Source organism: Streptomyces sp. NPDC057253 (assembly GCF_042669125.1).
Lineage (GTDB): Bacteria > Actinomycetota > Actinomycetes > Streptomycetales > Streptomycetaceae > Streptomyces.
The window spans coordinates 37853-61901 of record NZ_JBHUXV010000015.1 but is presented as its reverse complement, the minus strand read 5'-3'; the positions used below and the strand labels follow the sequence as shown (position 1 = coordinate 61901).

General features: G+C 71.6%; 21 protein-coding genes. 13 read left to right on the top strand and 8 right to left on the bottom strand.

Going from position 1 to position 24049, the window contains the following annotated elements; translation table 11 throughout:
- Positions 1–49: 49 nt before the first annotated feature.
- The 6 genes from ACFULQ_RS11090 (at position 50) to ACFULQ_RS11065 (ending at position 8387) form a co-directional block, all read left to right on the top strand.
- A complete protein-coding gene (locus ACFULQ_RS11090) occupies positions 50–1168 on the top strand; it encodes an ATP-binding protein (protein WP_383541250.1) in 1119 nt (372 codons plus the stop codon).
- A 155-nt stretch (positions 1169–1323) separates the two neighbouring features.
- Positions 1324–2445, top strand: coding sequence for a phenylalanine--tRNA ligase subunit alpha (pheS, locus tag ACFULQ_RS11085; protein ID WP_383541248.1), 1122 nt, complete (start codon positions 1324–1326; stop codon positions 2443–2445).
- Positions 2445–4943, top strand: a complete 2499-nt coding sequence (gene pheT, locus ACFULQ_RS11080) for a phenylalanine--tRNA ligase subunit beta (protein WP_383541245.1) — start codon at positions 2445–2447, stop codon at positions 4941–4943. Before pheS ends, pheT begins: the two co-directional genes overlap by 1 nt.
- Positions 4944–5182: 239 nt before the next feature.
- Entirely contained in the window at positions 5183–6229 is a 1047-nt protein-coding gene (locus tag ACFULQ_RS11075; protein WP_383541242.1) for a PP2C family protein-serine/threonine phosphatase, read from the top strand.
- A 203-nt stretch (positions 6230–6432) separates the two neighbouring features.
- Positions 6433–7773, top strand: coding sequence for a transcriptional regulator (locus ACFULQ_RS11070; protein WP_383541241.1), 1341 nt, complete (start codon positions 6433–6435; stop codon positions 7771–7773).
- A 74-nt stretch (positions 7774–7847) separates the two neighbouring features.
- Entirely contained in the window at positions 7848–8387 is a 540-nt protein-coding gene (locus ACFULQ_RS11065; RefSeq protein ID WP_383541240.1) for an NUDIX hydrolase, read from the top strand.
- A 37-nt stretch (positions 8388–8424) separates the two neighbouring features.
- On the opposite strand, the gene ACFULQ_RS11060 is transcribed toward ACFULQ_RS11065, so the two are convergent.
- On the bottom strand, positions 8425–8682 hold the full coding sequence (locus ACFULQ_RS11060; RefSeq protein ID WP_383541238.1) for a hypothetical protein: 258 nt from the start codon (positions 8680–8682) through the stop codon (positions 8425–8427).
- A 230-nt stretch (positions 8683–8912) separates the two neighbouring features.
- Positions 8913–9812 carry a 3-hydroxybutyryl-CoA dehydrogenase gene (locus ACFULQ_RS11055; protein WP_383541236.1) on the bottom strand — a complete coding sequence of 300 codons (900 nt, stop codon included), beginning with the start codon at positions 9810–9812 and terminating at the stop codon, positions 8913–8915.
- A 158-nt stretch (positions 9813–9970) separates the two neighbouring features.
- Here ACFULQ_RS11055 and ACFULQ_RS11050 point away from each other — a divergent pair, with 158 nt between their 5' ends.
- The gene (locus tag ACFULQ_RS11050; protein ID WP_383541233.1) at positions 9971–11230 is read left to right on the top strand and encodes a glycoside hydrolase family 10 protein; all 1260 of its coding nucleotides are present in this window, start codon (positions 9971–9973) and stop codon (positions 11228–11230) included.
- On the opposite strand, the gene ACFULQ_RS11045 is transcribed toward ACFULQ_RS11050, so the two are convergent.
- Positions 11199–11399: a DUF1918 domain-containing protein gene (locus ACFULQ_RS11045; protein WP_053848921.1), complete on the bottom strand. Its 201-nt coding sequence runs from the start codon at positions 11397–11399 to the stop codon at positions 11199–11201. The two genes, ACFULQ_RS11050 and ACFULQ_RS11045, sit on opposite strands and share 32 nt — an antisense overlap.
- 85 nt (positions 11400–11484) lie before the next feature.
- Positions 11485–12417: a DMT family transporter gene (locus ACFULQ_RS11040; protein ID WP_383541230.1), complete on the bottom strand. Its 933-nt coding sequence runs from the start codon at positions 12415–12417 to the stop codon at positions 11485–11487.
- Between ACFULQ_RS11040 and ACFULQ_RS11035 the strand changes: the two genes are divergently transcribed.
- On the top strand, positions 12416–13849 hold the full coding sequence (locus tag ACFULQ_RS11035) for a PLP-dependent aminotransferase family protein (protein WP_383541228.1): 1434 nt from the start codon (positions 12416–12418) through the stop codon (positions 13847–13849). The genes ACFULQ_RS11040 and ACFULQ_RS11035 overlap by 2 nt on opposite strands.
- On the opposite strand, the gene ACFULQ_RS11030 is transcribed toward ACFULQ_RS11035, so the two are convergent.
- The gene (locus ACFULQ_RS11030; RefSeq protein ID WP_383541225.1) at positions 13846–14481 is read right to left on the bottom strand and encodes a DUF6461 domain-containing protein; all 636 of its coding nucleotides are present in this window, start codon (positions 14479–14481) and stop codon (positions 13846–13848) included. The genes ACFULQ_RS11035 and ACFULQ_RS11030 overlap by 4 nt on opposite strands.
- An 89-nt stretch (positions 14482–14570) precedes the next feature.
- Here ACFULQ_RS11030 and ACFULQ_RS11025 point away from each other — a divergent pair, with 89 nt between their 5' ends.
- Positions 14571–15011, top strand: a complete 441-nt coding sequence (locus ACFULQ_RS11025) for a GNAT family N-acetyltransferase (protein WP_383541223.1) — start codon at positions 14571–14573, stop codon at positions 15009–15011.
- 73 nt (positions 15012–15084) lie between these two features.
- On the top strand, positions 15085–15678 hold the full coding sequence (locus ACFULQ_RS11020) for a histidine phosphatase family protein (RefSeq protein ID WP_383541221.1): 594 nt from the start codon (positions 15085–15087) through the stop codon (positions 15676–15678).
- Between the two features lie 121 nt (positions 15679–15799).
- On the opposite strand, the gene ACFULQ_RS11015 is transcribed toward ACFULQ_RS11020, so the two are convergent.
- Positions 15800–16243: a DUF6314 family protein gene (locus ACFULQ_RS11015; RefSeq protein WP_383541219.1), complete on the bottom strand. Its 444-nt coding sequence runs from the start codon at positions 16241–16243 to the stop codon at positions 15800–15802.
- A gap of 152 nt (positions 16244–16395) precedes the next feature.
- On the opposite strand from ACFULQ_RS11015, the gene ACFULQ_RS11010 reads away from it, so the two are divergent.
- Positions 16396–18873: an alpha-L-arabinofuranosidase C-terminal domain-containing protein gene (locus tag ACFULQ_RS11010; protein WP_383541217.1), complete on the top strand. Its 2478-nt coding sequence runs from the start codon at positions 16396–16398 to the stop codon at positions 18871–18873.
- Here ACFULQ_RS11010 and ACFULQ_RS11005 read toward each other — a convergent pair.
- Positions 18860–19300, bottom strand: coding sequence for a carboxymuconolactone decarboxylase family protein (locus ACFULQ_RS11005; protein ID WP_383541214.1), 441 nt, complete (start codon positions 19298–19300; stop codon positions 18860–18862). The two genes, ACFULQ_RS11010 and ACFULQ_RS11005, sit on opposite strands and share 14 nt — an antisense overlap.
- 36 nt (positions 19301–19336) lie before the next feature.
- On the bottom strand, positions 19337–20569 hold the full coding sequence (locus ACFULQ_RS11000; protein WP_383541211.1) for a cysteine desulfurase: 1233 nt from the start codon (positions 20567–20569) through the stop codon (positions 19337–19339).
- Positions 20570–20650: 81 nt separating this feature from the next.
- On the opposite strand from ACFULQ_RS11000, the gene ACFULQ_RS10995 reads away from it, so the two are divergent.
- Together ACFULQ_RS10995 and ACFULQ_RS10990 are read left to right on the top strand one after the other, a co-directional pair.
- On the top strand, positions 20651–21256 hold the full coding sequence (locus ACFULQ_RS10995; RefSeq protein ID WP_383541208.1) for an ABATE domain-containing protein: 606 nt from the start codon (positions 20651–20653) through the stop codon (positions 21254–21256).
- Positions 21257–21414: 158 nt separating this feature from the next.
- Positions 21415–24030, top strand: coding sequence for a YfhO family protein (locus tag ACFULQ_RS10990; RefSeq protein WP_383541205.1), 2616 nt, complete (start codon positions 21415–21417; stop codon positions 24028–24030).
- Positions 24031–24049: the final 19 nt, after the last annotated feature.

Below are 24049 nucleotides of genomic sequence, written 5' to 3'. Positions count from 1 at the left end.
GGTGACCAGCTCGGGGGCCCCTCAGACGCCTGAGAGGTGGGGTGCGGGGATGAGTGTCGGCACGAGGAACGCGACAGACGTGTCCGAGGCCTGTGCCGGTGGCCCCGGCGGGCTCGGCATCGACCCCGACCAGCTGCCCGACGGCCTCGTGGTCGCGGACGAGCAGGGCCGGGTGATCTGCTTCAACGGCGCCGCGGCCCGCATCACCGCCCTCCCCGCCGAGGACGCCCTCGGACAGCGGCTGGAGAAGGCCCTCCCTTTAGAGGACCTGGAGGGGCGGCGCTGGTGGCAGCTGACCGATCCGTACGGCGGCCTCGCCATCCGCAGGGGGCAGCCCGAGCGGAACCTGCTGCTCCCGGGCGGCCGTGAGGTCCTGGTCTGCGCGCAGTACGTGCGCACCGAGCCCACCGGACCCGTCCACCGGGTCGTCGTCACCCTCCGGGACACCGAGGCCCGCCGCCGTACCGAGCGCAGCCACGCCGAGCTGATCGCCACCGTGGCCCATGAGCTGCGCTCCCCGCTCACCTCCGTCAAGGGCTTCACCGCGACCCTCCTCGCCAAGTGGGAGAGGTTCACCGACGACCAGAAGCGGCTGATGCTGGAGACCGTCGACGCGGACGCCGACCGGGTCACCCGGCTCATCGCCGAGCTTCTCGACATCTCCCGCATCGACTCCGGGCGCCTCGAGGTCAGACGCCAGCCCGTCGACATCGGCGCCGCCGTCGGACGGCACATCCAGGCCTACGTGGCCGCGGGCCTCGCCGCCGACCGGTTCCTGCTGCGCCTGGAGCAGCCGCTGCCCGCGCTGTGGGCCGATCCGGACAAGATCGACCAGGTGCTCAGCAACCTGCTGGAAAATGCCGTGCGGCACGGCGAGGGAACCGTCACGATTGACATCACGCCCACGGCGTCCCCCCGCGAGGGCGAGGACACCGGCACGTCGGTCACGGTGAGCGACGAGGGCCCCGGCATCCCGGAGGAGTCCATGAACCGCGTCTTCACCCGCTTCTGGCGGGGCAGCAAGCGCGGTGGCACCGGACTCGGGCTGTACATCGTCAAGGGCATCGTCGAGGCCCACGGCGGCACCATCACGGTCGGCCGCGCCGCCGAGGGCGGCGCCGAGTTCCGATTTACGTTGCCCGTGAGCGCTCCGGCCTATCTCAGCTGAGATCCGCCCGAGCCGCCCGCGGGCGCATTCGTATACCTCCACCCCGTTAGACTCGGCCTTTGGCACCTTTGTGTCCCATGGACGGCCCCTCGGAAAGAGACGGCGCGAGTCGGTGACGGGGACCTTCAGCCAGCCAACCGGAAGCACGGGAAGAGATGTCGGCACCGAATAAGTCGTACGACCCTGTAGAGGTCGAGGCCTTGAAACCGGAAGAGATCGAGCGCATGCGGGACGAGGCGCTCGCCGCCTTCGCCGCCGCGGACTCGCTCGACGCGCTCCAGGAGGCCAAGGTCGCCCACACCGGCGGAACCTCCCCGCTGGCCCTCGCCAACCGCGAGATCGGCGCCCTGCCCCCGCACGCCAAGGCCGCCGCCGGCAAGCTCGTCGGCCAGGCCCGGGGCGCGGTGAACAAGGCCCTCGCCGGCCGTCAGGCCGAGCTGGAGGCCGAGCGGGACCAGCGCGTACTGGTCGAGGAGGCGGTGGACGTCACACTGCCCTACGACCGTGTACCGGCCGGCGCCCGCCACCCCCTCACCACGCTCTCCGAGCGCATCGAGGACGTCTTCGTGGCCATGGGCTACGAGGTCGCCGAGGGCCCGCAGGCCGAGGCCGAGTGGTTCAACTTCGACGCCCTCAACATCGGCCCGGACCACCCGGCCCGCGGCGAGCAGGACACCTTCTTCGTCCAGGGTCCCGACGGCACCGCCGACTCCGGTGTCGTGCTGCGCACCCACACCTCGCCCGTGCAGATCCGCTCCCTGCTCCAGCGCGAGCTGCCGGTCTACGTGATCTGTCCCGGTGTCGTCTACCGCACCGACGAGCTGGACGCCACCCACACCCCGGTCTTCCGCCAGGTCGAGCTGCTGGCCGTCGACGAGGGCCTGACCATGGCCGACCTCAAGGGCACCCTGGACCACATGGTCCAGGCGCTGTTCGGCGAGGGCATGAAGACCCGGCTGCGGCCGAACTTCTTCCCCTTCACCGAGCCGTCCGCCGAGATGGACATGGTGTGCTACGTCTGCCGCGGCGAGTCCGTCGGCAACCCCGACCGCCCCTGCCGTACCTGCTCCTCCGAGGGCTGGATCGAGCTGGGCGGCTGCGGGATGGTCAACCCCAAGGTGCTCACCGCCTGCGGGGTGGACCCGGAGAAGTACAGCGGCTTCGCCTTCGGGTTCGGCATCGAGCGGATGCTGATGTTCCGCCACAACGTCGAGGACATGCGAGACATGGTCGAGGGTGACGTCCGGTTCACCCGGCCGTTCGGGATGGAGATCTGATGCGGGTCCCGCTTTCTTGGCTGCGGGAGTACGTCGACCTGCCGGCGACCGAAACCGGCCGTGACGTCCAGGCCAAGCTCGTTTCCGCAGGGCTCGAGGTCGAGACCGTCGAACACCTCGGCGCCGACCTCAAGGGCCCCCTGGTCGTCGGCCAGGTGCTGACCATCGAGGAGCTGGAGGGCTTCAAGAAGCCGATCCGCTTCTGCACGGTCGACGTCGGCCAGGCCAACGGCACCGGTGAGCCGCAGGAGATCGTCTGCGGCGCCCGGAACTTCTCCGTCGGCGACAAGGTCGTGGTCGTGCTCCCGGGCGCCACGCTGCCCGGCGGCTTCTCGATCTCCGCGCGCAAGACGTACGGCAGGACCTCGCACGGCATGATCTGCTCCAGCGACGAGCTGGGCATGGGCGACGACGGCACGCACGGCATCATCGTGCTGCCGCCGGAGACCGAGGTCGGCAAGGACGCCATCGAGCTCCTGGAGCTGGTCGACGAGGTCCTGGACATCGCCGTCACCGCCAACCGCGGCGACTGCCTGTCCATCCGGGGCGTGGCCCGCGAGGCCGCCATCGCCTACGGCCTGCCGCTGAGCGACCCCGCGCTGCTCGACGTGCCGGGTCCGAACGCCTACGGCTACCCGGTCGAGGTCTCCGACCCGCTCGGCTGCGACCGCTTCACCGCGCGCACCGTCACCGGTCTGAGCCCGGAGGCGCGCTCGCCGATCTGGCTCCAGCGCCGGCTCCAGAAGGTCGGCATGCGCCCGATCTCGCTCGCCGTCGACGTCACCAACTACGTGATGATGGAGCTCGGCCAGCCGCTGCACGCCTACGACCGCTCCCTGGTCCAGGGCACCATCGGCGTCCGCCGGGCGGCCGAGGGCGAGCAGATCAAGACCCTCGACGGCGTCGAGCGGAAGCTGCACGCCGAAGACCTGGTCATCACCGACGAGCGCGGCCCGATCGGCCTCGCGGGTGTCATGGGTGGCGCGAACACCGAGATCGCCGACCACTCCGAGGCCGAAGGCACGACCGACGTCGTCATCGAGGCCGCGCACTTCGACGCGGTCTCCATCGCGCGTACGGCCCGTCGCCACAAGCTGTCCTCCGAGGCGTCCCGGCGCTTCGAGCGCGGTGTCGACCCGGCGGCCGCCGCGGCCGCCGCACAGCGCACGGTCGACCTGCTGGTCCTCCTCGCGGGCGGCACCGCCGAGGCCGGTGTCACCGAGGTCGTCACCCCGTCGGCCCCGCACACCATCAGCATGCCGGCGGACCACCCCGACAAGGTCGCGGGCGTCTCCTACGGCCGCGAGACCGTCGTACGGCGTCTCCAGGAGGTCGGCTGCGACGTGTACGGGCAGGACGAGCTGATCGTCACCGTGCCGTCCTGGCGTCCCGACCTCCAGGAGATCAACGACCTGGCCGAAGAGGTCATCCGACTGGAGGGCTACGAGAACCTGCCCTCCACCCTGCCGAGGCCCCCCGCGGGGCGCGGCCTGACCCGGCGCCAGCGGCTGCACCGCCGGGTGGGCCGGGTGCTGGCCGGTGCCGGGTACGTCGAGGCGCCGAACTACCCCTTCGTCGGCCAGCAGGTCTTCGACCAGCTGCTGCTGGACGCGGACGACCCGAAGCGCCGGGTCGTGAAGCTCACCAACCCGCTGAACGACGAGGAGCCCGCGCTCCGTACGTCTCTGCTGCCGGGCCTGTTCGGGGCGCTGCGGCGCAACGACGGGCGGGGCACGCACGATCTGGCGCTGTTCGAGACGGGGCTGGTCTTCCTGCCCCGCGAGGAGCAGCGGGTCGCCGCGGTGCTGCCGGTGGACCGGCGCCCGACCGACGACGAGATCGCCGAGCTGGACGCCGCGCTGCCCGAGCAGCCCCGGCACGTGGCCGTGGTCCTCGCCGGGGCGCGGGAGCAGGCCGGCTGGTGGGGCAAGGGCCGTCCGGCCGACTGGGCCGACGCGGTCGAGGCGGCGCGGGTCGTCGCCGGTGAGGCCGGAGCCGAACTGGTCGTCCGCGGCGGGCAGTACGGGCCGTGGCACCCGGGCCGGTGCGCCGAGCTCCTGGTCGGCGACACCGTCGTCGGTCACGCCGGTGAACTGCACCCGCGGGTCGTGAAGGCGTTCGGGCTGCCCGCGCGCACCTCGGCGATGGAGCTGGACCTGGACGTCCTGGAGGCGGTCGGCGACGACACCCCGCAGGCGCCGAGCATCTCCACGTTCCCGGTGGCCACGCAGGATGTCGCGCTGGTCGTGGACAAGTTCGTGCCGCACGCCGAGGTCGAGGCCGCGCTGCGTGAGGGGGCGGGAGAACTCCTTGAGGGGATCCGGCTGTTCGACGTGTACGAGAACGAGGAGCAGCTGGGGGACGGGAAGAAGTCGCTGGCGTATGCGCTGCGGTTCCGGGCCGGTGATCGGACTCTGACCGTGGATGAGGCTTCTGCGGCTCGGGATGCGGCGGTTGCGCTTGCGGGGGAGCGGACTGGGGCTGTTCTGAGGGCCTAGGCGCCGTGGGGGCTGCGGGAGTCTGGCGGCTGCGGCTGCGTCGTGGCTGGTCGCGCGGTTCCCCGCGCCCCTGGGGGTGCGGGGCTGCGCCCCGGCACCCCCATATCTGGTCACCTCACTCGATAGGGTGAGTTCTTCCGGTGATCTGGTCCTTCTGGTCCATGCGCTCGACAGAATCGGACCGGCCTTTCGAGGTCGGTCCGATTGCGTGTGCAGGGCCTAGTTGGGGGGCCATCGGCATGATGTGCTTCAAGGCTGCGGTTCCCCGGCGGGGAGTGTTGCGCCGTGTGCTCTCGTTGGGGCTGCCCACCATGTGGGGCGCCGTCGCGATCACGTACAAGCTGACCTGTCCGCTGGCCCAGCAGGACGGCCTCGGGGCGCGGGTCGCCACCAGTGCCGTGTTCTTCGCCGTCGGCACCGGTCTGATCATCCATGTCCGGCGCGCCCTGCTGCGCGAACTGCGGCAGGCCCGCCAGGTCGCGGGCGCCGCCCAGAGCGTGCTGCTGCGGCCGCTGCCCCCGCGCATCGACGGTCTGTCCGTCGCCGCCGCCCAACTGTCCGCCGACCGGGGCGCCACCATCGGCGGCGACCTGTACGAGGCGGTCGCCACGGAACACGGTGTGAGGGTCGTCATGGGCGACGTCCGCGGCCACGGCCTCGCCGCCATCGGTACGGCGGCCGCGGTCCTCGGCAGCTTCCGCGAGGCCGTCCACGACGAACCCGAACTCGGGGGAGTGCTCCGCAGACTGGACCGCGCCCTCGCCCGCCACCTCCGCGACCGCGCGGAGCGCGACGGCACGGTCACGGAGGACTTCGTCACCGTGCTGCTCATGGAGATCAGCGGCGACGGAGAACTGCGCGCCCTCAACTGCGGTCACCCGTGGCCGTATCTGCTGAGCGGCCCGGTCGTCGAGCCCTTCTCCTGTGCGGACCCCCTGCCGCCGCTCGGCCCGTTCCCGCTGCCGACCGACTTATCGGGGCTGCACTGCGGCCACCTGTTGCCGGGCGAGACCCTGGTCCTGCACACCGACGGCGCGGAGGACGCCAGGGACACCGGCGGCCGGTTCTTCTCCTTGCGTGAAGCGCTCGGTGGCTCCGCGGGAAGGCCCCCTCAAGCCGTACTGGGCAGGGTCTTCACAGCACTGCTGGACCACACGTCCGGCACACCGAAGGACGACGTGGCCTTACTCGTCCTGAGGAACGAGGGTCAACCGCATCCCACTCAAGGGGCGCGGGGAACTGCGCGACCAGCCACGATCCACCCGCAGCCGACAACGCACCTCTGACCGGTTCAGCCGCCGGCCAGGCCACCGCACTGTACGAGGGGGAGCCGGCGGCCCGGCCGAGGCCTCTTGCGAGGCATTTCAGTCAACCGGCCGGACACTCTCCGCAACAGCGCGCACACCCTGCGGATTCGAGTACTCCGATCACACCCCGTGTGAAGGCGGACCCACTAACCTGACGGCACCGAGGCACCCGGGGGGCATCCATGCAGCCCAACACTCTGCTCGACGCGATCCTCGACGAAGCCGGGATCTCGCACGCGGGGCTAGCCGCACATGTGAACCAGGCCGGGAGGGCACGCGGCCTCGCGCTCAGGTACGAACACACCGCCGTCGCCCGGTGGTTGAAGGGCCAGCGCCCGCGCGGCCAGGTGCCCGACCTGATCTGCGAGGTGCTCGCCGGCCGGCTCCAGCGCCCCGTCACCCTCGACGACATCGGCCTCGGCGTGCCCGGCGAACCGTCCGCCCCGCACGGCACCTCCCTGTCCGGCTTCGTCGAGCGGGCCACCGCCCTGTGGCGCTCCGACGAGCAGCAGCGCCCGCACATCCTGGGCGCCCCCGCGGTCACCGGCACACCCGCCGTGATGCCCGTGTGGGAGTGGGAGAACCCGCCCGAGGACGTCGACGTCTCCCGCGGCGGCCGGCACCGCGTCACCCGCTCCGACCTCGAGATGCTGCGCGCGGCCCGCACCCACTACGAGCAGATGTACCGCAAGGCCGGCGGGGTGGCGACCCGGAGCCGGATCGTCGGCTTCCTCAACGCCGAGGCCGCCCCGCTGCTGCGCGGCAGCTACACCGACGAGACGGGCCGCCAACTGCACCGGGCGACCGGCGGGTTGGTCGCGGTCGCCGGCATCTGCGCCTACGACTCCGACGCGCACGGCCTCGCCCAGCGCTACTTCCACCAGGCCCTCAGGCTCGCCAAGGCCAGCGGCGACCGCGGACTCGGCGCCTATGTGATCGCGCTCCTCGTCAACCAGTCCCTGTTCATGCGGGAGTACCGCCAGGCCGTCGCCTTCGCCGAGGCCGCGCTCAGGGCCGCCGGCAAGCACATCACCCCGGCGCTCGCCTGCGACCTCTACGCGATGCAGGCCAAGGCGTACGCCCACCTCGGCGACGGCACGACCGCGCTGTCCTGCATCCGGCGGGCCGAGCAGGCCGCCGAACGCATCCGGCGCGGATACGAGCCCGACGAGACCGGCTATGTCCAACCCGGCCTCGTCAACGTCCAGGTGGCGGAGGCGCTCCTCAGCCTCGGCGAACTCGCGGCCGCCGCCGCGCACGCCGCGGCCGCCGTCGACAACCCGGCGCACGACCGCGGCCGGGTGCACCGGCTCGCGATGCTCAGCACGATCGAACTGCGCCAGGGCAACGCCGACAAGGCGGTGGCCACCGCCGTGCAGATGGCGGAACAGGCGCGCGGAATGGAGTCCCAGCGCCTGCGCGACAGACTCAGAGCGGTGCGCGAGCACCTCGTGCGGAGCGGCTGCGCGGGCACGGCCGAGGCAGCCGAACTGATCGACGGCGCACTGCGCGTGCCTCTGTAGGGCGGCCCACGACCGCCGACACCCACAGTCCCTGCTGCGATATTGCCACTTACTCGACGGAAGGTGGCAGAACCGTGCAGTGGACGAAACAGAACGAACAAACTGTGTATGAAAACCGCTGGTTCAGCGTCAATCTCGCCGATGTCGCCCTACCGGACGGGCGGCACCTCGACCACTTCCTGATACGGCTGAGGCCGGTCGCCGTCGCCACGGTGGTGAACGAGGCCAACGAGGTCCTGTTGCTGTGGCGCCACCGCTTCATCACCGACAGCTGGGGCTGGGAGCTCGCCGCGGGGGTGGTCGAGGACGGCGAGGACATCGCCGTCGCGGCCGCCAGGGAGCTCGAGGAAGAGACCGGTTGGCGGCCGGGGCCGCTCCAGCACCTGATGAGCGTGGAGCCCTCCAACGGGCTCACCGACGCCCGGCACCACATCTACTGGGCCGACGAGGGCGAGTACATCGGGCACCCCGTGGACGACTTCGAGTCCGACCGCCGGGAATGGGTCCCCCTGAAACTCGTTCCCGACATGGTCGCCCGTGGGGAGGTCCCGGCCGCCAACATGGCGGCCGCATTACTGCTGTTGCACCATCTGAGGCTCGGTCAGGACACCTAGGACCTGCCCTGATCCCCCACCCCGCTGTCCCGAGGCCTCAGCGGCCGAGGGCCTGCCAGATCGCCACGACGAGCGCGCCCACGGCGGTGATCGCCGCGACCGCGGGCAGCGGCCACCGGGCGTGCTCCAGGGCGATGATCCGTGCGCTCAGATCGTCGATCTCCTTGTCCGTCTCCTTCGTACGATGACTGAGAAGGGCGAGGCCGCCCTCGACACGTGCGTACGCGACGTCGAGGCGACGTCGTAACTCTGCGAGTTCTCCATGGACCACGGGATGCTCCGGGTCGGCGGTCACGGGTCCGCTCCTTTCCGTAGTCGTCACATCCCTTGCATGCGCATGAAGAGTCAACTCGCCTGGTGGGCACGTGGGGAGAGTGTGCGAGGGGCATATGCGGGCCCGGCGCGCACACGGTGTGTGAATGACACGGGCCCGGCACTCCGAAGAGAGCCGGGCCCGCGGTCGTAGCACTGTGTCATCGGCACCCTGGAACGGACAGGGTGCCGGTTGGCCGTGGAGGGTACGGGTCAGCCGTAGGTGTAGAAGCCCGAGCCGGACTTGCGGCCCAGCCGGCCCGCGTCGACCATGCGCTGGAGCAGCGGGGGAGCGGCGTACAGCGGCTCCTTGTACTCCTCGTACATGCTGAAGGCGACCGAGGCGACGGTGTCCAGGCCGATCAGGTCGGACAGCTTCAGCGGGCCCATCGGGTGGGCGCAGCCGAGTTCCATGCCGTTGTCGATGTCCTCGCGGCTCGCGATGCCCGACTCGAACATCCGGATCGCGGACAGGAGATAGGGGATCAGCAGCGCGTTGACCACGAAGCCGGAGCGGTCCTGGGCGCGGATCGCGTGCTTGCCGAGCAGCTTCTCGGCGAAGGCCTGGGCGCGGGCCAGGGTGCCCTCGGAGGTGGTGAGCGCCGGGATCAGCTCGACGAGCTTCTGCACCGGGGCCGGGTTGAAGAAGTGGATGCCGACTACCTGGTCGGGCCGCGAGGTGGCGACGGCCAGCCTCACCAGCGGGATGGAGGAGGTGTTGGAGGCCAGGATCGCGTCCGGGCGGGTCACCACCTGGTCGAGCACCTGGAAGATCTCGGTCTTCACCTGCTCGTTCTCCACGACGGCCTCGATGACCAGGTCGCGGTCCGCGAACTCGCCGAGGTCGGTGGTGAAGGAGAGCCGGGCCTGCGTGGCGGCCAGCTCGTCCGCGCTGATCTTGCCGCGTTCGGCGGCCTTGCTGAGGGAGTTGAACAGCCGGGTGCGGCCGATCTCCAGGGCCTCGCCGGTGGTCTCGGCGACCTTCACGTCCAGACCGGCGCGGGCGCACACCTCGGCGATGCCCGCCCCCATCTGGCCGCAGCCCACCACTCCGACGCGTGCGATGTCTCCGGCCGGGAAGTCCGTCACTTCGTCCCTTTCGCTGATCTTCACCTGGTGGCAGGTCGGCCGTGGTCCGGTTCCTGCTCCGTTCGAGCACGTTACTCCCAAGTATCGATGATCGATCGTCGGGGTCGGTCATCCGTCGGGCATTCTGGGGCCCGAAGTCGATCCGCGACCGAGCGGATCCATGGTGTTGGGGGAGTGTGCACATGGGACGTCTGTCGCGCCGGGCCTTCGCGCTGGCCGCGCTGTCGACCCTCACGACGGCCTCGGGAGCCGCGGCCGCACCACGGCGGTACTGGTGGACGCCGACCGAGATGCGCGGCGTGTGGCTGGCCACCGTGTCCAACCGGGACTGGCCCTCGAAGCCGGGTCTGACCGCCGCACAGCAGCGGGCCGAGCTGATCGCCCACCTCGACCGGGCGGCCGCGGACCGCCTGAACACGGTGATCTTCCAGGTACGGCCCACCGCGGACGCCCTGTGGCCCTCGCCCTATGAGCCCTGGTCGCAGTACCTCACCGGGACGCAGGGCGAGAACCCGGGCTGGGACCCGCTCGGCACCGCCGTCACCGAGGCGCACAAGCGGGGCCTGCAACTGCACGCCTGGTTCAACCCGTACCGCATCGCCAACCACGGCGATCCGACGAAGCTGGTCGCCTCCCACCCCGCCCGCAGGCACCCGGACTGGGTGGTGCCGTACGGCGGGAAGCTCTACTACAACCCCGGCCTGCCCGAGGTCCGCGCCTTCGTGGAGACGGCGATCCTCGACGCGGTGCGCAAGTACCCCTTGGACGCGGTCCACTTCGACGACTACTTCTACCCGTATCCGGTGGCAGGCCAGACCTTCGACGACGACGCGGCCTACGACCGCTACGGCGGCGACTTCTCGAACCGGGGCGACTGGCGCCGGGACAACATCGACAAACTGGTCCTGGAGACGGCGGCGGCGATCAGGCGGATCCGGCCCACCACGCAGTTCGGCATCAGCCCGTTCGGGGTGTGGCGCAACCTCGCCACCGACCCGCTCGGCTCGGACACGCGCGCGGGTGTGCAGTCGTACGACGACAACTGCGCGGACACCCGCAAGTGGCTGCGCGAGGGCTGGATCGACTATCTCGTGCCGCAGCTCTACTGGAACATCGGCTTCTCCGCCGCCGACTACGCCAAGCTGCTGCCCTGGTGGGCCGAGCAGGCGCGCGGGAGCAGGACGAAGCTGTACCTGGGCGAGGCCCTCTACAAGGCCGGGGACCCGGCGCAGCCGGCGGCCTGGCAGGATCCGGCGGAGCTGTCGCGGCACCTCACGCTCGCGCGCCAGTACAAGCAGGTGCGCGGACATGTTTTCTTCGCCGCGCGCGAGGTGGCCTCCGACTCGATCGGGGCGATGGCGCGGGTGGTCGCCGACCACTATCAGCAGCGGGCGGTACCACCGCGCGGGATCACCGGCCTGTCTGCTGGAAGCGGTGCCTGATCTCGGTGTCGGGACCCGGTGAGCACACACCCTCGTGCCCGTCCTCGAAGCGGACGCGGTACGGGGGGTTGCCCTCCTGACCCATCACCTCGACGATCTCGCCGACCTTGTCCTGCTGTCCGACCACCCTGCCGTGCTGGACAAGCTGGTCGCCCACGGTTGCGCGCATCAGCGGTGCCTCCTCACCAAGTGACCGGTCGGTGGCCTGATTTTACGGCGCGGAGGCCCACTGGGAACCGACGCGTCAGCATCGCTCAGCCCCGCGCCCGCTGGGTGACCGCGATGCACACCAGCACCGCCGCGGCCGTCAGCGGGGCGGCCACCGTCAGGTGCTCGCCGAGCAGCAGCACCGACCACACCAGTGTGAGCAGGGGCTGGGCAAGCTGCAACTGGCTGGCCTTGGGGATGCCGATCGCCGCCATCCCCCGGTACCACACCACCAGGCCGAGGAACTGCGAGCCCGCAGCCACCCACAGCAGCCCGGCCACGCTGTGCGCGGTGAGGTGCACGGGCTCGTGGGACAGCGCGAGCGCCGCCGCGGGCACGCTGAGCGGCAGGCACAGCACCAGCGCCCAGGCGATGACCTGCCAGCCGGGCATGGTCCGGGCCAGCCGGCCGCCCTCGGTGTAGCCGGCCGCGCACACCAGCAGTGCGGCGAAGAGATACAGGTCGGCGGTGGTCAGGGCGCCGCCGCTCTGCTGCACGGTGAAGGCCACCACCGCGGCCGCGCCCGCGAGCGCGGCCGTCCAGAAGGTCCGTGAGGGGCGGGTGCCGACGCGCAGGGCGGACAGCAGCGCGGTCGTCAGGGGCAGCAGACCGACCACGACGGCGGCGTGCGCGGTGGTCGACGTCTGGAGGGCCAGGGTCGTCAGGAGAGGAAAGCCGACGACCACGCCGGCACCGACGACCGCGAGCCCCGGCCAGTGACGGCGGTTCGGCAGCGGCACCCGCAGCGCCGCCAGGCAGCCACCCGCGATCAGCGCCGCGAGGACGCTCCGCACCGCGACGAGGGACCAGGGCCCGAAGCCCTCCAGGCCCCACGCGGTGGCCGGGAAGGTGAGGGAGAAGGCGGCGACCCCGAGGGCGGCCAAGGCGGTGCCGAAGGTCCTGGTCGGGGTGGTGGGAGAGGTCTCCGGACCGGTGACCGCTATCCCGGTCGGTGCGGTAGCGCTACTCTGTGCTCTCATGCAAGAGCGTAGCAGCGTCACCGAACTGGCAGAACAGCTGCGGCGAGAGCTGAACCGCTACTCTCCAGGAGGAAAGCTCCCGTCGAGCCGGGCGCTCGTCGACCGCTTCCGGGTCAGTCCCGTGACCGTCTCCCGCGCCCTGGCCCAGCTCGCCGCCGAGGGACTCGTCGTGACCCGCCCTGGCGCCGGCGCCTTCCGCGCACAGGCCCGCACCGCCGTCACCGCGGCCGGGGACACCTCCTGGCAGGAGGTGGCGCTGAGCGCGGACGGCGCCGCCGACTTCGTACCGCGCTCGGTCGACGCGTCCGGCGTCCTGGTGTCGCTGGCCGCCCCGCCGCCCGGCGTGATCGAGTTCAACGGCGGCTATCTGCACCCCTCCCTCCAGCCCGAGCGCGCGATGTCCGCGGCCCTGGCCCGCGCGGGCCGCCGCCCCGGCGCCTGGGGCCGACCGCCCACGGAGGGACTGCCGGAACTGCGCGAGTGGTTCGCGCGGAACATCGGCGGAACCGTCACCGCGGCGGAGGTGCTGATCACCGCGGGCGGCCAGTCCGCGCTCACGACGGCCCTGCGGGCGCTGGCCCCGCCCGGCGCACCCGTGCTCGTCGAGTCGCCCACCTACCCCGGCATGCTGGCGATCGCGCGCTCCGCCGGCCTTCGTCCCGTCCCCGTCCCGGTGGACCCGGACGGGGTGAAGCCGGATCTGCTCGCCGACGCGTTCCGGGCGACCGGTGCCCGGGTGTTCGTCTGCCAGCCGCTCTTCCAGAACCCGACCGGAGCCGTGCTGGCGCCCGAGCGCCGGGGCGAGGTGCTGAGGACCGCCCGCGAGGCCGGCGCGTTCGTCGTCGAGGACGACTTCGTACGGCGGCTCGTGCACGAGGACGCCGGCCCGCTGCCGCGCCCGCTGGCCGCCGACGACCCCGACGGAGTCGTCGTCCATGTGAGCTCGCTGACCAAGGCGACCTCACCGAGCTTCCGGGTCAGCGCGCTCGCCGCACGGGGCCCGGTGCTGGAACGGCTGCGCGCGATCCAGATCGTCGACACCTTCTTCGTCCCCCGTCCGCTCCAGGAGGCGGCCCTGGAACTCGTCGGCTCCCCGGCCTGGTCCCGCCATCTGCGGTCGATCTCGGCGGAGTTGAAGGCCCGCCGCGACACCATGACCACCGCACTCCGGCTGGACCTCCCCGAACTGGTCCTCCCGCACATCCCGTCCGGCGGCTACCACCTGTGGCTGCGGCTGCCCGACGGCACGGACGAGACCGCCCTGACCTCGGCCGCCCTCCGCGCGGGCGTCGCGATTACCCCGGGCCGCCCGTACTTCAGCGCCGAACCGCCCGCCGGACACCTCCGGCTGAGCTTCGCGGCGGTGGCGGGTCCGCAGGAGATCCAGGAGGGCGTACGACGGCTGCGTACGGCCTGCGACGAGGTGCTCTAGCCCCCGCGCGGCACCGGCGCCACCCCGCACAGGAACTCGGCGTCGGCGAACAGCTCGGGCGTCAGGCGTATGCCGGTCAGGCGGTGGGCGAGGGCGAAGGAGGCGCCGGTCAGGGACGTGTAGTAGGCGTCGTGGTCGCCGTCCTCCTCGCGCTCGGTGAGGTCGAAGCCCGACTCCCGCATCTCGGTGAGGAGTTCGTCGGGGTGGCTGCCGTAGCGCTCGTCGGCGAAGAGCGGTTCGAAGTGCAGCCGCAGATCGCCGTCCTCGTACCAGCAGAAGCGGTCCACCGCGTTGACGTTGAGGAAGTGCGAGACGACCCGGCGGCCGCGAGAGAGCGGCAGCATGGCCGTGTCGGTGATGCCGAGGTAGCCGTTGAACTGGACCATCAGCGTCCAGTCGCCCGTCGCCGTGGCTCCGACGAACTGCCGGGAGTGGTCGTGGACCTCGTACGAGGGCCCGCTCAGCCCGTCCACCCCGGTGATCCGCTCCCGCCCCTCGGCTCCCAGCTCCCGCAGCAGCTCCTCGGGCGTGAGGTCCCGGACCAGCGCGAGGCAGTACGCATCCATCAGGAGTCCGTACCGCCGCTCCTTGAGCCACGTGTAGTCCGCGGCCGTCGTCGTCATCCCCGTCATGCCCACAGCTTCGCACCCGGCACTGACAACGCCCTCCGCCCACGGAAAACCGTTCGACGCCGACAGCCCTGACCTGGGAATCTCCCGGCATGACCGACACCCCGCCCCTCCCCGGGGGCTACGAGATCTCCACCGACCCCGAGCGTCTCGACGCCGACCGGGTGCACCACTGGCTGTCCACCGACGCGTACTGGGCGATCGGGCGACCGCGGGAGAAGCAGGACCGCGCGATCGCCGGGTCGCTCAACTTCGGGGTGTACGACACGGCTTCGGGGGAGCAGGTGGCCTACGCGCGCGTGGTCACCGACATGGCCACCTTCGCCTGGCTCTGCGATGTCTACGTGGACCGTGCCGTGCGCGGCAAGGGGATCGGCGTGGCGCTCGTCGGGGCGGTACGGGAGCACCTGCGGCCGTACGGCCCGAGGCGGATCGCGCTCGCCACCCTCGACGCGCACGGGGTGTACGGGAAGCTCGGGTTCGCGCCGCTGGCCGAGCCGGAGAGATGGATGGTGCTGGGCTTCGACCAGTGAGCCCGCGCGTACCCACGGTAAATCCCCGGTAACACCTCTTGACCTGCGCACTTTCGCGGCTCACGATCGCCGCATGCAACTTCGGGTCACGTTCGTCGCCGCCGCGCGCAGCTCCTCGTTGCTCGCCGAGCGGTTCGAGGACGACCGTCCGCTCGACCAGGCCGGCTGGGACCAGGTGCTGGCCGTGGCACCCGATCTGCTGCCGCTCGCGGCGGCCGAGCTGCGGTACTGCTCGCCCACGCCCCGCAGCCGGGCCACGGGGGACGCCCTCGGCTACTCACCCCTCGTCCAACTCGCGCTGCGGGACTGTGACATGGGGCGCTGGCGCGGGCTGACCCTCGGCGAGGCGATGGCCCGCGAGCCGGAGTCCGTGGACGCCTGGCTCGCCGACCCGCGCGCGACCCCGCACGGCGGTGAGTCGCTGCTCGCGTTCATCGCCCGGGTGGGGGAGTGGCTCGACACCCGGCCGGTGGAGGACGGCGGCCGGGTCGTCGCCGTCGCGGAGCCGGCCGTGGTCCGGGCCGCGCTGGTCTACGTCCTGAAGGCGCCCCCGTCGACCTACTGGAACCTCGACGTACGCCCTCTGTCGGCGATCTCGGTGACGGGCCGCGCCGGCCGCTGGAACCTGCGCTTCGAGGCGGCCGCGACTCAGCGGACGCGGGCGTAGGCGGTCGGGGGCGGGCTGCGGGCGGGTGGTGAATCGGCTCGGCCGGCGAGGGTGGTTGGGTCGGCTCAGTTCACGCCCGCGTAGATATCCGGCTCAGCCCACGCCCGCGCAGCCGTCCACCTCAGCCCACCCGCGCGTACTCCGTCGTCAGTACCAAGTCCTTCGCCGGGCCGCCGACCCGCCACACCGTGCGCCAGTGGTCCGTGTCCAGGGCGGTGAACTCGCCGCGGTAGAGGTCCGCCGCGCACGGGTGGTCGGCGACGTGGCGGCCGGAGCTCAGGTCCAGGTCGTGGAAGGGCCGGCCGTCGGCGAAGCGGACGTCCGCCGTACCCGGTGTCGCGGTCGGCAGGAACCGGAGCGTCCGCTCGGCGGGGCGCGGCACGCCCTGCCAGACGAAGGTGCCCGATTCCTGCGACAGCAGCCCGCCACCCGCCAGCCGGCCGAAAGCGGTGACACCGGAGAACTCCCCCTCGGCCCCGCTCGCCAGATCCCGCACGGTCCGCTCGGTCCGCCAGTCCCCGGCCAGATACGCCAGCACGTCCGGCACTGGCCAGAACCCGCCCATGTCTCCCTCGCTTCCGACACTTTCGGTACCGCGCGACCCGTTGACGCTTCGGATTCCCCCTCCCTATCTTGCCGTTCGATGTGCTGATCAGCGTCCGATATTTCGAACTCGACTCCGGTAGAACCCCACGTCGACAGAGCCGCGGAGTATCCATGTCACGCACCCGCTGGAGACTCGGTCTCAGCGCCACCGCACTCCTGGTGGCGGCAGGAACCATCCCCGCCCCCGCCCACGCCGAGGACGTCACCGACTACGCGATCACCGTCGACCCCACCGCCAAGGGCGCGCGGATCGACGACACGATGTACGGCGTCTTCTTCGAGGACATCAACCGGGCCGCCGACGGCGGTCTGTACGCCGAGCTCGTGCAGAACAGGTCCTTCGAGTACTCCACCGCCGACAACACCTCGTACACCCCGCTGACCGCGTGGACGGTCGACGGCACCGCCCAGGTCGTGAACGACGGCGGCCGCCTCAACGACCGCAACCGCGCCTACCTTTCGCTGGCCGCCGGTTCCTCCGTGACCAACGCCGGATACAACACCGGCATCCACGTCGAGGCGGGCAAGAAGTACGACTTCTCGGTGTGGGCCCGCGCGGCCGCCGCCACCGCCCTCACGGTCTCGCTGCGGGACGCCGACGGCACGCTCGCCACCGCCCGCGAGGTGGCCGTGACCAAGAGCGGCTGGACCCGGTACCAGGCCACCCTCACCGCGACGCGGACCAGCAGCAGCGGCCGTCTCACCGTGGCCTCCTCGGCGGCGGCCGCTCTCGACATGGTCTCCCTCTTCCCCCGCGACACCTACCGCGGTGAGCCCAACGGCCTGCGCAAGGACCTCGCCGAGAAGATCGCCGCCCTGCACCCGGGCTTCGTGCGCTTCCCGGGCGGCTGTCTGGTCAACACGGGCTCCATGGAGGACTACAGCGAGGCCTCCGGTTACCAGCGCAAGCGGTCCTACCAGTGGAAGGACACCATCGGCCCGGTCGAGACGCGCGCCACCAACGCCAACTTCTGGGGTTACAACCAGAGTTACGGCCTCGGCTACTACGAGTACTTCCGGCTCGCCGAGGACATCGGCGCCATGCCGCTGCCCGTCGTCCCCGCTCTGGTGACCGGCTGCGGCCAGAACAGGGCCGTCGTCGACGAGGCGCTGCTCAAGCGGCACATCCAGGACACCCTCGACCTCATCGAGTTCGCCAACGGCCCGGCGAACTCCCCCTGGGGCAAGGTGCGGGCGGGGATGGGCCACCCCGAGCCCTTCCATCTCACCCACATCGAGGTCGGCAACGAGGAGAACCTCCCGAACGAGTTCTTCGCCCGCTTCAAGGAGTTCCGCGCCGCCATCCAGGCGAAGTACCCGGACATCCAGGTGATCTCCAACTCCGGCCCGGACGACTCCGGTACGACCTTCGACACGGCCTGGCAGCTCAACAAGGACGCCAAGGTCGACATGGTCGACGAGCACTACTACAACAGCCCCCAGTGGTTCCTCCAGAACAACGACCGCTACGACTCCTACGACCGCAGCGGCCCGAAGGTCTTCCTCGGCGAGTACGCCTCCCAGGGCAACACGTTCAAGAACGGGCTCACCGAGGCCGCGTTCATGACCGGCCTGGAGCGCAACGCCGACGTCGTCAAACTCGCCTCCTACGCCCCGCTGTTCGCCAACGAGGACTACGTCCAGTGGCGCCCGGACCTGATCTGGTTCAACAACCACGCCTCCTGGAACTCCGCCAACTACGAGGTCCAGAAGCTCTTCATGAACAACGTCGGCGACCGGGTGGTGCCCTCGACGGCCACCGGCACGCCCTCGCTGCTCGCCCCGATCACCGGCGCCGTCGGCCTGTCGACCTGGGCGACCACGGCGGCGTACGACGACGTGCAGGTCACGGACGCCGACGGCCGCACGCTGCTCACCGACGACTTCTCCTCCGGCGCCTCCCAGTGGACCCACACGGGCGGCGGCAGCTGGAGCGTCCAGGACGGCCGGTACGTGCAGACCGACGTGAACGCCGAGAACACCATGGTCTCGGCCGGCGACCCGAGCTGGCACGACTACGACCTGCGGGTGAAGGCCACCAAGAGGTCCGGCAAGGAGGGCTTCCTCGTCGCGTTCGGCGTCAAGGACACCGGCAACTTCTACTGGTGGAACATCGGCGGCTGGAACAACACCCAGACCGCCGTCGAACAGGCCGTGGACGGCGGCAAGTCGACGCTGATCTCCAAGGCCGGGTCGGTGGAGACCGGTCGGACCTACGACGTCGACGTCAAGGTGCGGGGCCGCCAGGTCACCCTCTACCTCGACGGACAGGAGTGGGGCAGCTTCACCGACGACAAGCCCGCCGAGCCGTTCCGCCAGGTCGTCACCAGGGACCAGAAGAGCGGTGAGCTGATCGTCAAGGTCGTCAACGCGCAGGACTCGGCGGCCCGTACGGCGATCGACCTGGGTGGCGCCAAGGTCGCGTCCAGGGCCCGGGTCACGACGCTGGCGGCCGCCTCCGACGCCGTGAACAGCGAGACGTCGACGGCGGTCGCGCCGGTGAGGTCGACCTTCGACGGCGTCGCCGGAAAGTTCACGTACACCTTCCCGCCGAACTCGGTCACCTTCCTGAGGATCAGACAGAGGTAGCCGGCCCGCCCTCCGTGGGCTGCTGTCCGACCGGCAGCAGCCCACGCTCGGCGAAGACCTTCTTCGCCACGGCCATGGCGTTGAGGGCCCGCGGGAAGCCGCAGTAGCCGGCCGACTGGAGCAGCGCCTCGGCGATCTGCTCGGGGGTGAGTCCCACGTTCAGCGCCGTGTGGACGTGGACCTCCAGCTGACTCTCGCAGCCGCCCAGCGCGGTCAGCATCCCCAGCGTGACCAACTGCCGGTCCCGGGGCACCAGCTGCGGCCGGGAGTAGATCTCGCCGAACCCCCAGGCGACGAGCTGGTGGCCCATCTCCGGGCTGATGTCGGCGAGCGAGTCCAGAACCCGCTGCCCCACCTCGGGATTGACGCTCGCCAGCATCTCCAGGCCTCGCTCGAACCGCTCCTCACGGGTGGTGCTCTCGCTCATCTCCGCTCCTCGGTCATCGCCGGCGCTTCCTCGCACTCACCGTCCGAAGTATTCCTGGGCGGCCCGCACCCCGTCGGCCAGGGCGTCCACCTCGGCCTCCGTGGTGTAGACGTAGAAGGTGGCCCGGGTCGTCGCCGGAAGGCGGTAGCGGCGCACGATCGGACGGGCGCAGTGGTGGCCCACCCGGACGGCGACACCCCGGTCGTCCAGGACCTGGCCGACGTCGTGCGGGTGGATGCCGTCGACCGTGAAGGAGACGGCCGAGCCGCGGTCCGTGAGGTCGGTGGGGCCCACGATCCGCACCCCCGGGATCTCGCCCAGCGCTTGCAGGGCACGTGCCGTGAGCCGGTCCTCATGGGCGGCCACCTCCGCCAAGCCGAGCGCCTCCAGATACGCGACGGCCGCCGCGAGCCCCACCGCCTGGGAGGTCATCGGCACGCCCGCCTCGAAGCGCTGCGGGGGCGGCAGGAAGGTGGTGCGGTCCATCTCGACGATCTCCACCATCGAGCCGCCGGTGAGGAACGGCGGCAGATCCGCGAGGAGTTCACGCCTGCCCCACAGCACACCGATGCCGTTCGGGCCGAGCATCTTGTGCCCGGAGAAGGCCAGGAAGTCCGCGCCCAGCTCCCGGACGTCAACCGGCCGGTGCGGGACCGACTGGGCGCCGTCGACCACCACGAGGCTCCCGAACTCATGGGCCCGGTCGGCGAGTTCACGCACCGGGTTGACCGTGCCGAGCACGTTGGACTGATGGGTGACGGCGAGCACCTTGGTGCGCTCGTCGAGGAGTTCGTCGATCCGGCTCAGGTCGAGCCGGCCCTCGTCGGTCAGCCCGAACCAGTCCAGCGTGGCCCCCGTGCGCTCCGCGAGCTGCTGCCAGGGCACCAGGTTGGCGTGGTGCTCCATCTCGGTGACGACGATCCGGTCGCCGGGGCCGATCCGGCGGGCGTTGCCCAGCGCGTAGGCGACCAGGTTGATGCCCTCGGTGGTGTTCTTGACGAAGACCACCTCGTCCTCGGCGGCCCCGACGAACCGGGCGATCGTGCGCCGCGCGGTCTCGTACGCCTCCGTCGCCTCACCGGCGAGCTGATGCGCGCCCCGGTGCACGGCCGCGTTGTGGGTGAGGTAGAAGTCCCGCTCCGCGTCGAGGACTTGGAGCGGTTTCTGGGTGGTGGCGCCGGAGTCCAGATAGACGAGACGGGCACCGCTGTCCAGCGTCCGCCCCAGGATCGGGAAGTCCTCGCGCAGCGCGTCCACGTCGAAGCCCACGGCATCTCACCTCTCACGGTTTCACTGATGATTCTCCGTGAGGCACGCTAGGACTCCTCACGGAGAATCGCAAGCATTACCATGAGAACCGTGGATCAAGACGCCCCCGTTCATCTGCGCCAGCTCCCGGTCCCCGGCGAGGACCAGTACCTCTCGCTGGCCCTGGTCAACACGCGCTTCACCCTCAGCCACGGCAAGGTCGACCTGCTCGACGACCCCGAGGCCGCGCACCTGTGGCTCGTACGGCATGAACTGCTGCCGGACCGGGTCGCGCTGAACGGGCGGCAGTTCGGGCGGCTCCTCGGCCTGCGGGAGGCGCTGCGGGCGCTCTTCCAGGCGTACGACGGGCACGCCCGGCCCGCCGAGGCGGACCTCGCCACCCTCAACTCCGCGCTCGCCGCGGCCCCTTCGACCCCGCGGCTCGCCTGGACGGCCGAAGGCCCGCACCGCGCCGACGAACCCGACGCGGCCAACCCGGCCGCCGCGGCCCTCTCGCTGCTCGCCGAGGACGCCGCCGACCTGCTCACCGGGGCCGAGGCCGCGCGGCTCACCGAGTGCGCCGCCCAGGGCTGCGCGCGCTGGTTCCTGCGCTCCCACGGAGCCCGGCGCTGGTGCACGACCCAGTGCGGCAACCGGGTCCGGGCCGCTCGGGCGTATGCGGCGAAGCGCGCCGACAGGCGCGGCTGAGCAGCACCTTTCGTTGGTTTTCAGGTCGTCCGGTGTTCACCGCCCCGCCATCGGCAGGCGCACAACCAACCGTATTCACCCTCCGTCTAATTCGGCGCAGAAACGACGCGCTGGGGTGAAGACCCCGGACGGGGGCCCAAGTGACCAGTGGACAGGGTGTGCGACCGACCATCCCGCCCGAACCGAAGACCGCGCACGGCCGGCTGTCCGGCCGCGTGCCCGTGGCGGCCGCCACGGAACCACCGCCGGGGCCACCGCCAGGCCCGGGCCGGGCCGCCCTGCTCGCGGCGACGATCACCGTCGTGGTGCTGTGCGCGGCCGACGCCGTCGCGCGCAGCTACCCCTTCGGTCCGCGCACCCGGAACGTCAGCGACCTCGGCAACCAGTACGTCCCCTTCCACGCGCACCTGTGGGACCTGCTGCACGGACGCGGCACCGGCGGGCTCCTCGTCAACTGGCAGTCGGGGTACGGCGCCGGCTTCCTGCCCGACCTCGGCACCTACCTCACCAGCCCGTTCGCCCCGCTCGTGGCGGTGTTCCCGAGGGCCGAGATCGACCTCGCGGTGTACGTGATCACCGTGCTGAAGATCGCCTGCGCCGCGGCCGCCATGACCTGGCTGCTGCTGCGGCTGCGTCCCGGTCGCTGGTGGGCGGCCGGACTGCTCGGCGCGTCGTACGCCCTGTGCGGCTGGACCGTGGCGACCGCCTCGTACAACCTCATGTGGCTCGACGGGCTGATCGCCCTGCCGCTGCTGTGCCTGGTCGGCGAGTGGGTCCTGAGCGGCCGCCGCCCGCTGCTCGGGGTGCTGGTGGTGACGGCCGCCTGGATCGCCAACTTCTACACGGCCTACATGGCCACCCTCGCCGCGGCCCTCGTCTTCCTGCTGCGGCTGTGCCTGGCCGACCTCCCGGCCCGCCGCAGGCTCACCGCCGCGGGGCGGGCCGCCGGGACCTTCGCCCTCGGCATCGGTCTCGCCGCGCCCCTGGTCACGGTCGTGTACTTCGGCAGCGCGCACGCCTCCGCAGGCCGCTTCACCCTGTTCGCGCGGGTGGGCACGGAGGACCTGCTGGCCCGGCTGCTGCCGACGACGTACAGCTTCGGCTCCCCGGCGCTCTTCGTCGGCACCACGGCCCTGCTGCTCGCCCTCGCGCTGCCCTTCCACCGGGCGGCCCCCCGCCGGGTGCGCGCCGGGTGGACGCTGCTGGTGGTCGCGGTGACCCTGTCGATGCAGTGGGGCCCGACCCATCTGCTCTGGCACGCCTTCGCCGCCCCGCAGGGCAGCTCGTACCGCCAGACCTTCGTGGTCTGCGCCCTGCTGGTGATCGCCGCCTGGCACTCCCTGTCGTACGGCCGTCTCGACCCGCGGGCGCTCGGGGCGGCCGCCGGAGTGCTCGCGCTCGTCGCGGTCGTGGCGAGCGGCAGCCCGCTGGTGCGTTCCTTCGCCTGGCCGGTCTTCCTGACGGCGTTCCTCGGCGCGCTGCTCGGGCTGCTCCTGCTCGGCCGTCGCCGCCCCCTCCTGCGCATGGCCCCGGCCGCCCTCGCCGCCGTTCTGCTCATCGGCACGCAGGTCGGCGAGGCCACCGCGACCTCCGCCGTGGCCGCCCGGATGCGGCTCGGGCACATGGACGACTACGCCCCCTGGGGCGACCGGCAGCAGGAGCAGGCGGACGCGATCGCGCGGGCCGACGGCTGGCCCCGCTACCGGACCGACCCGGGCCGGGAGCAGACCGTCGGCAACGACCCGCTGGAGGTCGGCGGCCAGGGCGCCCAGTACTACAGCAGTCACACCTCCGCCGTGTTCAGCAGCACGCTCACCGCCCTCGGGTACGGCTGGACCTCGGGCGGCCGCAGCCTCCAGAGCCTGGACAACGCCGTCACGGACGCGATCTTCTCCGTGGGCGCCCGCGTCCACTCCCCGCCGGACCCGCACCAGAACTGGTTCCCGCAGGACGGCAGCGGGGTGACGGTGACCAGGGAGGACGTGCCGCCCCTGGTGACCGTACGGCCGTCCCCCGCGACCGGCGCCTTCGGCCCCTCGCCGTACCGCAACCAGGAGCTCCTGCTGGGCGCCCGCGTCTACACCGTGCCCCGCGTCACCGTCCTGAACGGCGCCGGGCGGCCCGCGGACCGCAGCACGGACCGGCGCCAAGGCGTGCGCGTGGGAGGGAGGGCGACGCTCACCGCCCGGTGTCCCGCGGGCAACGAGGTCTACCTCTGGGCGCCGCACTACGCGGGCACCGCACGGCTCGCGGGCCCCACCGCCGCTGACCTGACCGGCCGGTTCCGCGCCGACTGGCCCGTCACCAAGATCGCCGCGATGCAGCCGCTCGGCACGGTCCCGCACTCCGGGCGCCTGACCGTCGAGCTGTCCCCGAACGGGCCGGGCGTCGTGCCGGACGGTGCGATCGGCTGCCTGGACACCGGCCGGCTGCGGTCCGCCGTACGGCAGCTCAAGGCCACCGGCGCCACCAAGGTGACCGTCTCCGGCTCCGGGGGCACGATCCGGGCGGAACTTCCGGCGGGCAGCAAGGGTGTCGCGGTCGTCGCGGCGCCCCGGATCGCGGGCTGGCGCTGTGCCGCCGGTGCCGCCGACGCCGTACCCGCGAGGCAGTACCACGGGCTGATCGCCGTACCCCTCGACGGCGGCTCGACGACTGTCACCTGCGCGTTCCGTCCGCCGGGACTGCGGCTCGGTACGACGATCGGGGCCGGGGCACTCGTCTGCATCCTCGGAATCGGCGCGTTCCGGGCCGTGCGCCGCAGGAGGGCGTGAGTATGCACGCGGTTGCATA

Coding starts and splice junctions, on each gene's coding strand:
- ACFULQ_RS11035 (WP_383541228.1), top strand. CDS start 12,416: ATGCAAGAGCGTAGCAGCGTCACCGAACTGGCAGAACAGCTGCGGCGA.
- ACFULQ_RS11005 (WP_383541214.1), bottom strand. CDS start 19,300: ATGAGCGAGAGCACCACCCGTGAGGAGCGGTTCGAGCGAGGCCTGGAG.
- ACFULQ_RS11075 (WP_383541242.1), top strand. CDS start 5,183: ATGATGTGCTTCAAGGCTGCGGTTCCCCGGCGGGGAGTGTTGCGCCGT.
- ACFULQ_RS11010 (WP_383541217.1), top strand. CDS start 16,396: ATGTCACGCACCCGCTGGAGACTCGGTCTCAGCGCCACCGCACTCCTG.
- ACFULQ_RS11090 (WP_383541250.1), top strand. CDS start 50: ATGAGTGTCGGCACGAGGAACGCGACAGACGTGTCCGAGGCCTGTGCC.
- pheS (WP_383541248.1), top strand. CDS start 1,324: ATGTCGGCACCGAATAAGTCGTACGACCCTGTAGAGGTCGAGGCCTTG.
- ACFULQ_RS11020 (WP_383541221.1), top strand. CDS start 15,085: ATGCAACTTCGGGTCACGTTCGTCGCCGCCGCGCGCAGCTCCTCGTTG.
- ACFULQ_RS11070 (WP_383541241.1), top strand. CDS start 6,433: ATGCAGCCCAACACTCTGCTCGACGCGATCCTCGACGAAGCCGGGATC.
- ACFULQ_RS11025 (WP_383541223.1), top strand. CDS start 14,571: ATGACCGACACCCCGCCCCTCCCCGGGGGCTACGAGATCTCCACCGAC.
- ACFULQ_RS11045 (WP_053848921.1), bottom strand. CDS start 11,399: ATGCGCGCAACCGTGGGCGACCAGCTTGTCCAGCACGGCAGGGTGGTC.
- ACFULQ_RS11015 (WP_383541219.1), bottom strand. CDS start 16,243: ATGGGCGGGTTCTGGCCAGTGCCGGACGTGCTGGCGTATCTGGCCGGG.
- pheT (WP_383541245.1), top strand. CDS start 2,445: ATGCGGGTCCCGCTTTCTTGGCTGCGGGAGTACGTCGACCTGCCGGCG.
- ACFULQ_RS11030 (WP_383541225.1), bottom strand. CDS start 14,481: ATGACGGGGATGACGACGACGGCCGCGGACTACACGTGGCTCAAGGAG.
- ACFULQ_RS11050 (WP_383541233.1), top strand. CDS start 9,971: ATGGGACGTCTGTCGCGCCGGGCCTTCGCGCTGGCCGCGCTGTCGACC.
- ACFULQ_RS11040 (WP_383541230.1), bottom strand. CDS start 12,417: ATGAGAGCACAGAGTAGCGCTACCGCACCGACCGGGATAGCGGTCACC.
- ACFULQ_RS10995 (WP_383541208.1), top strand. CDS start 20,651: ATGAGAACCGTGGATCAAGACGCCCCCGTTCATCTGCGCCAGCTCCCG.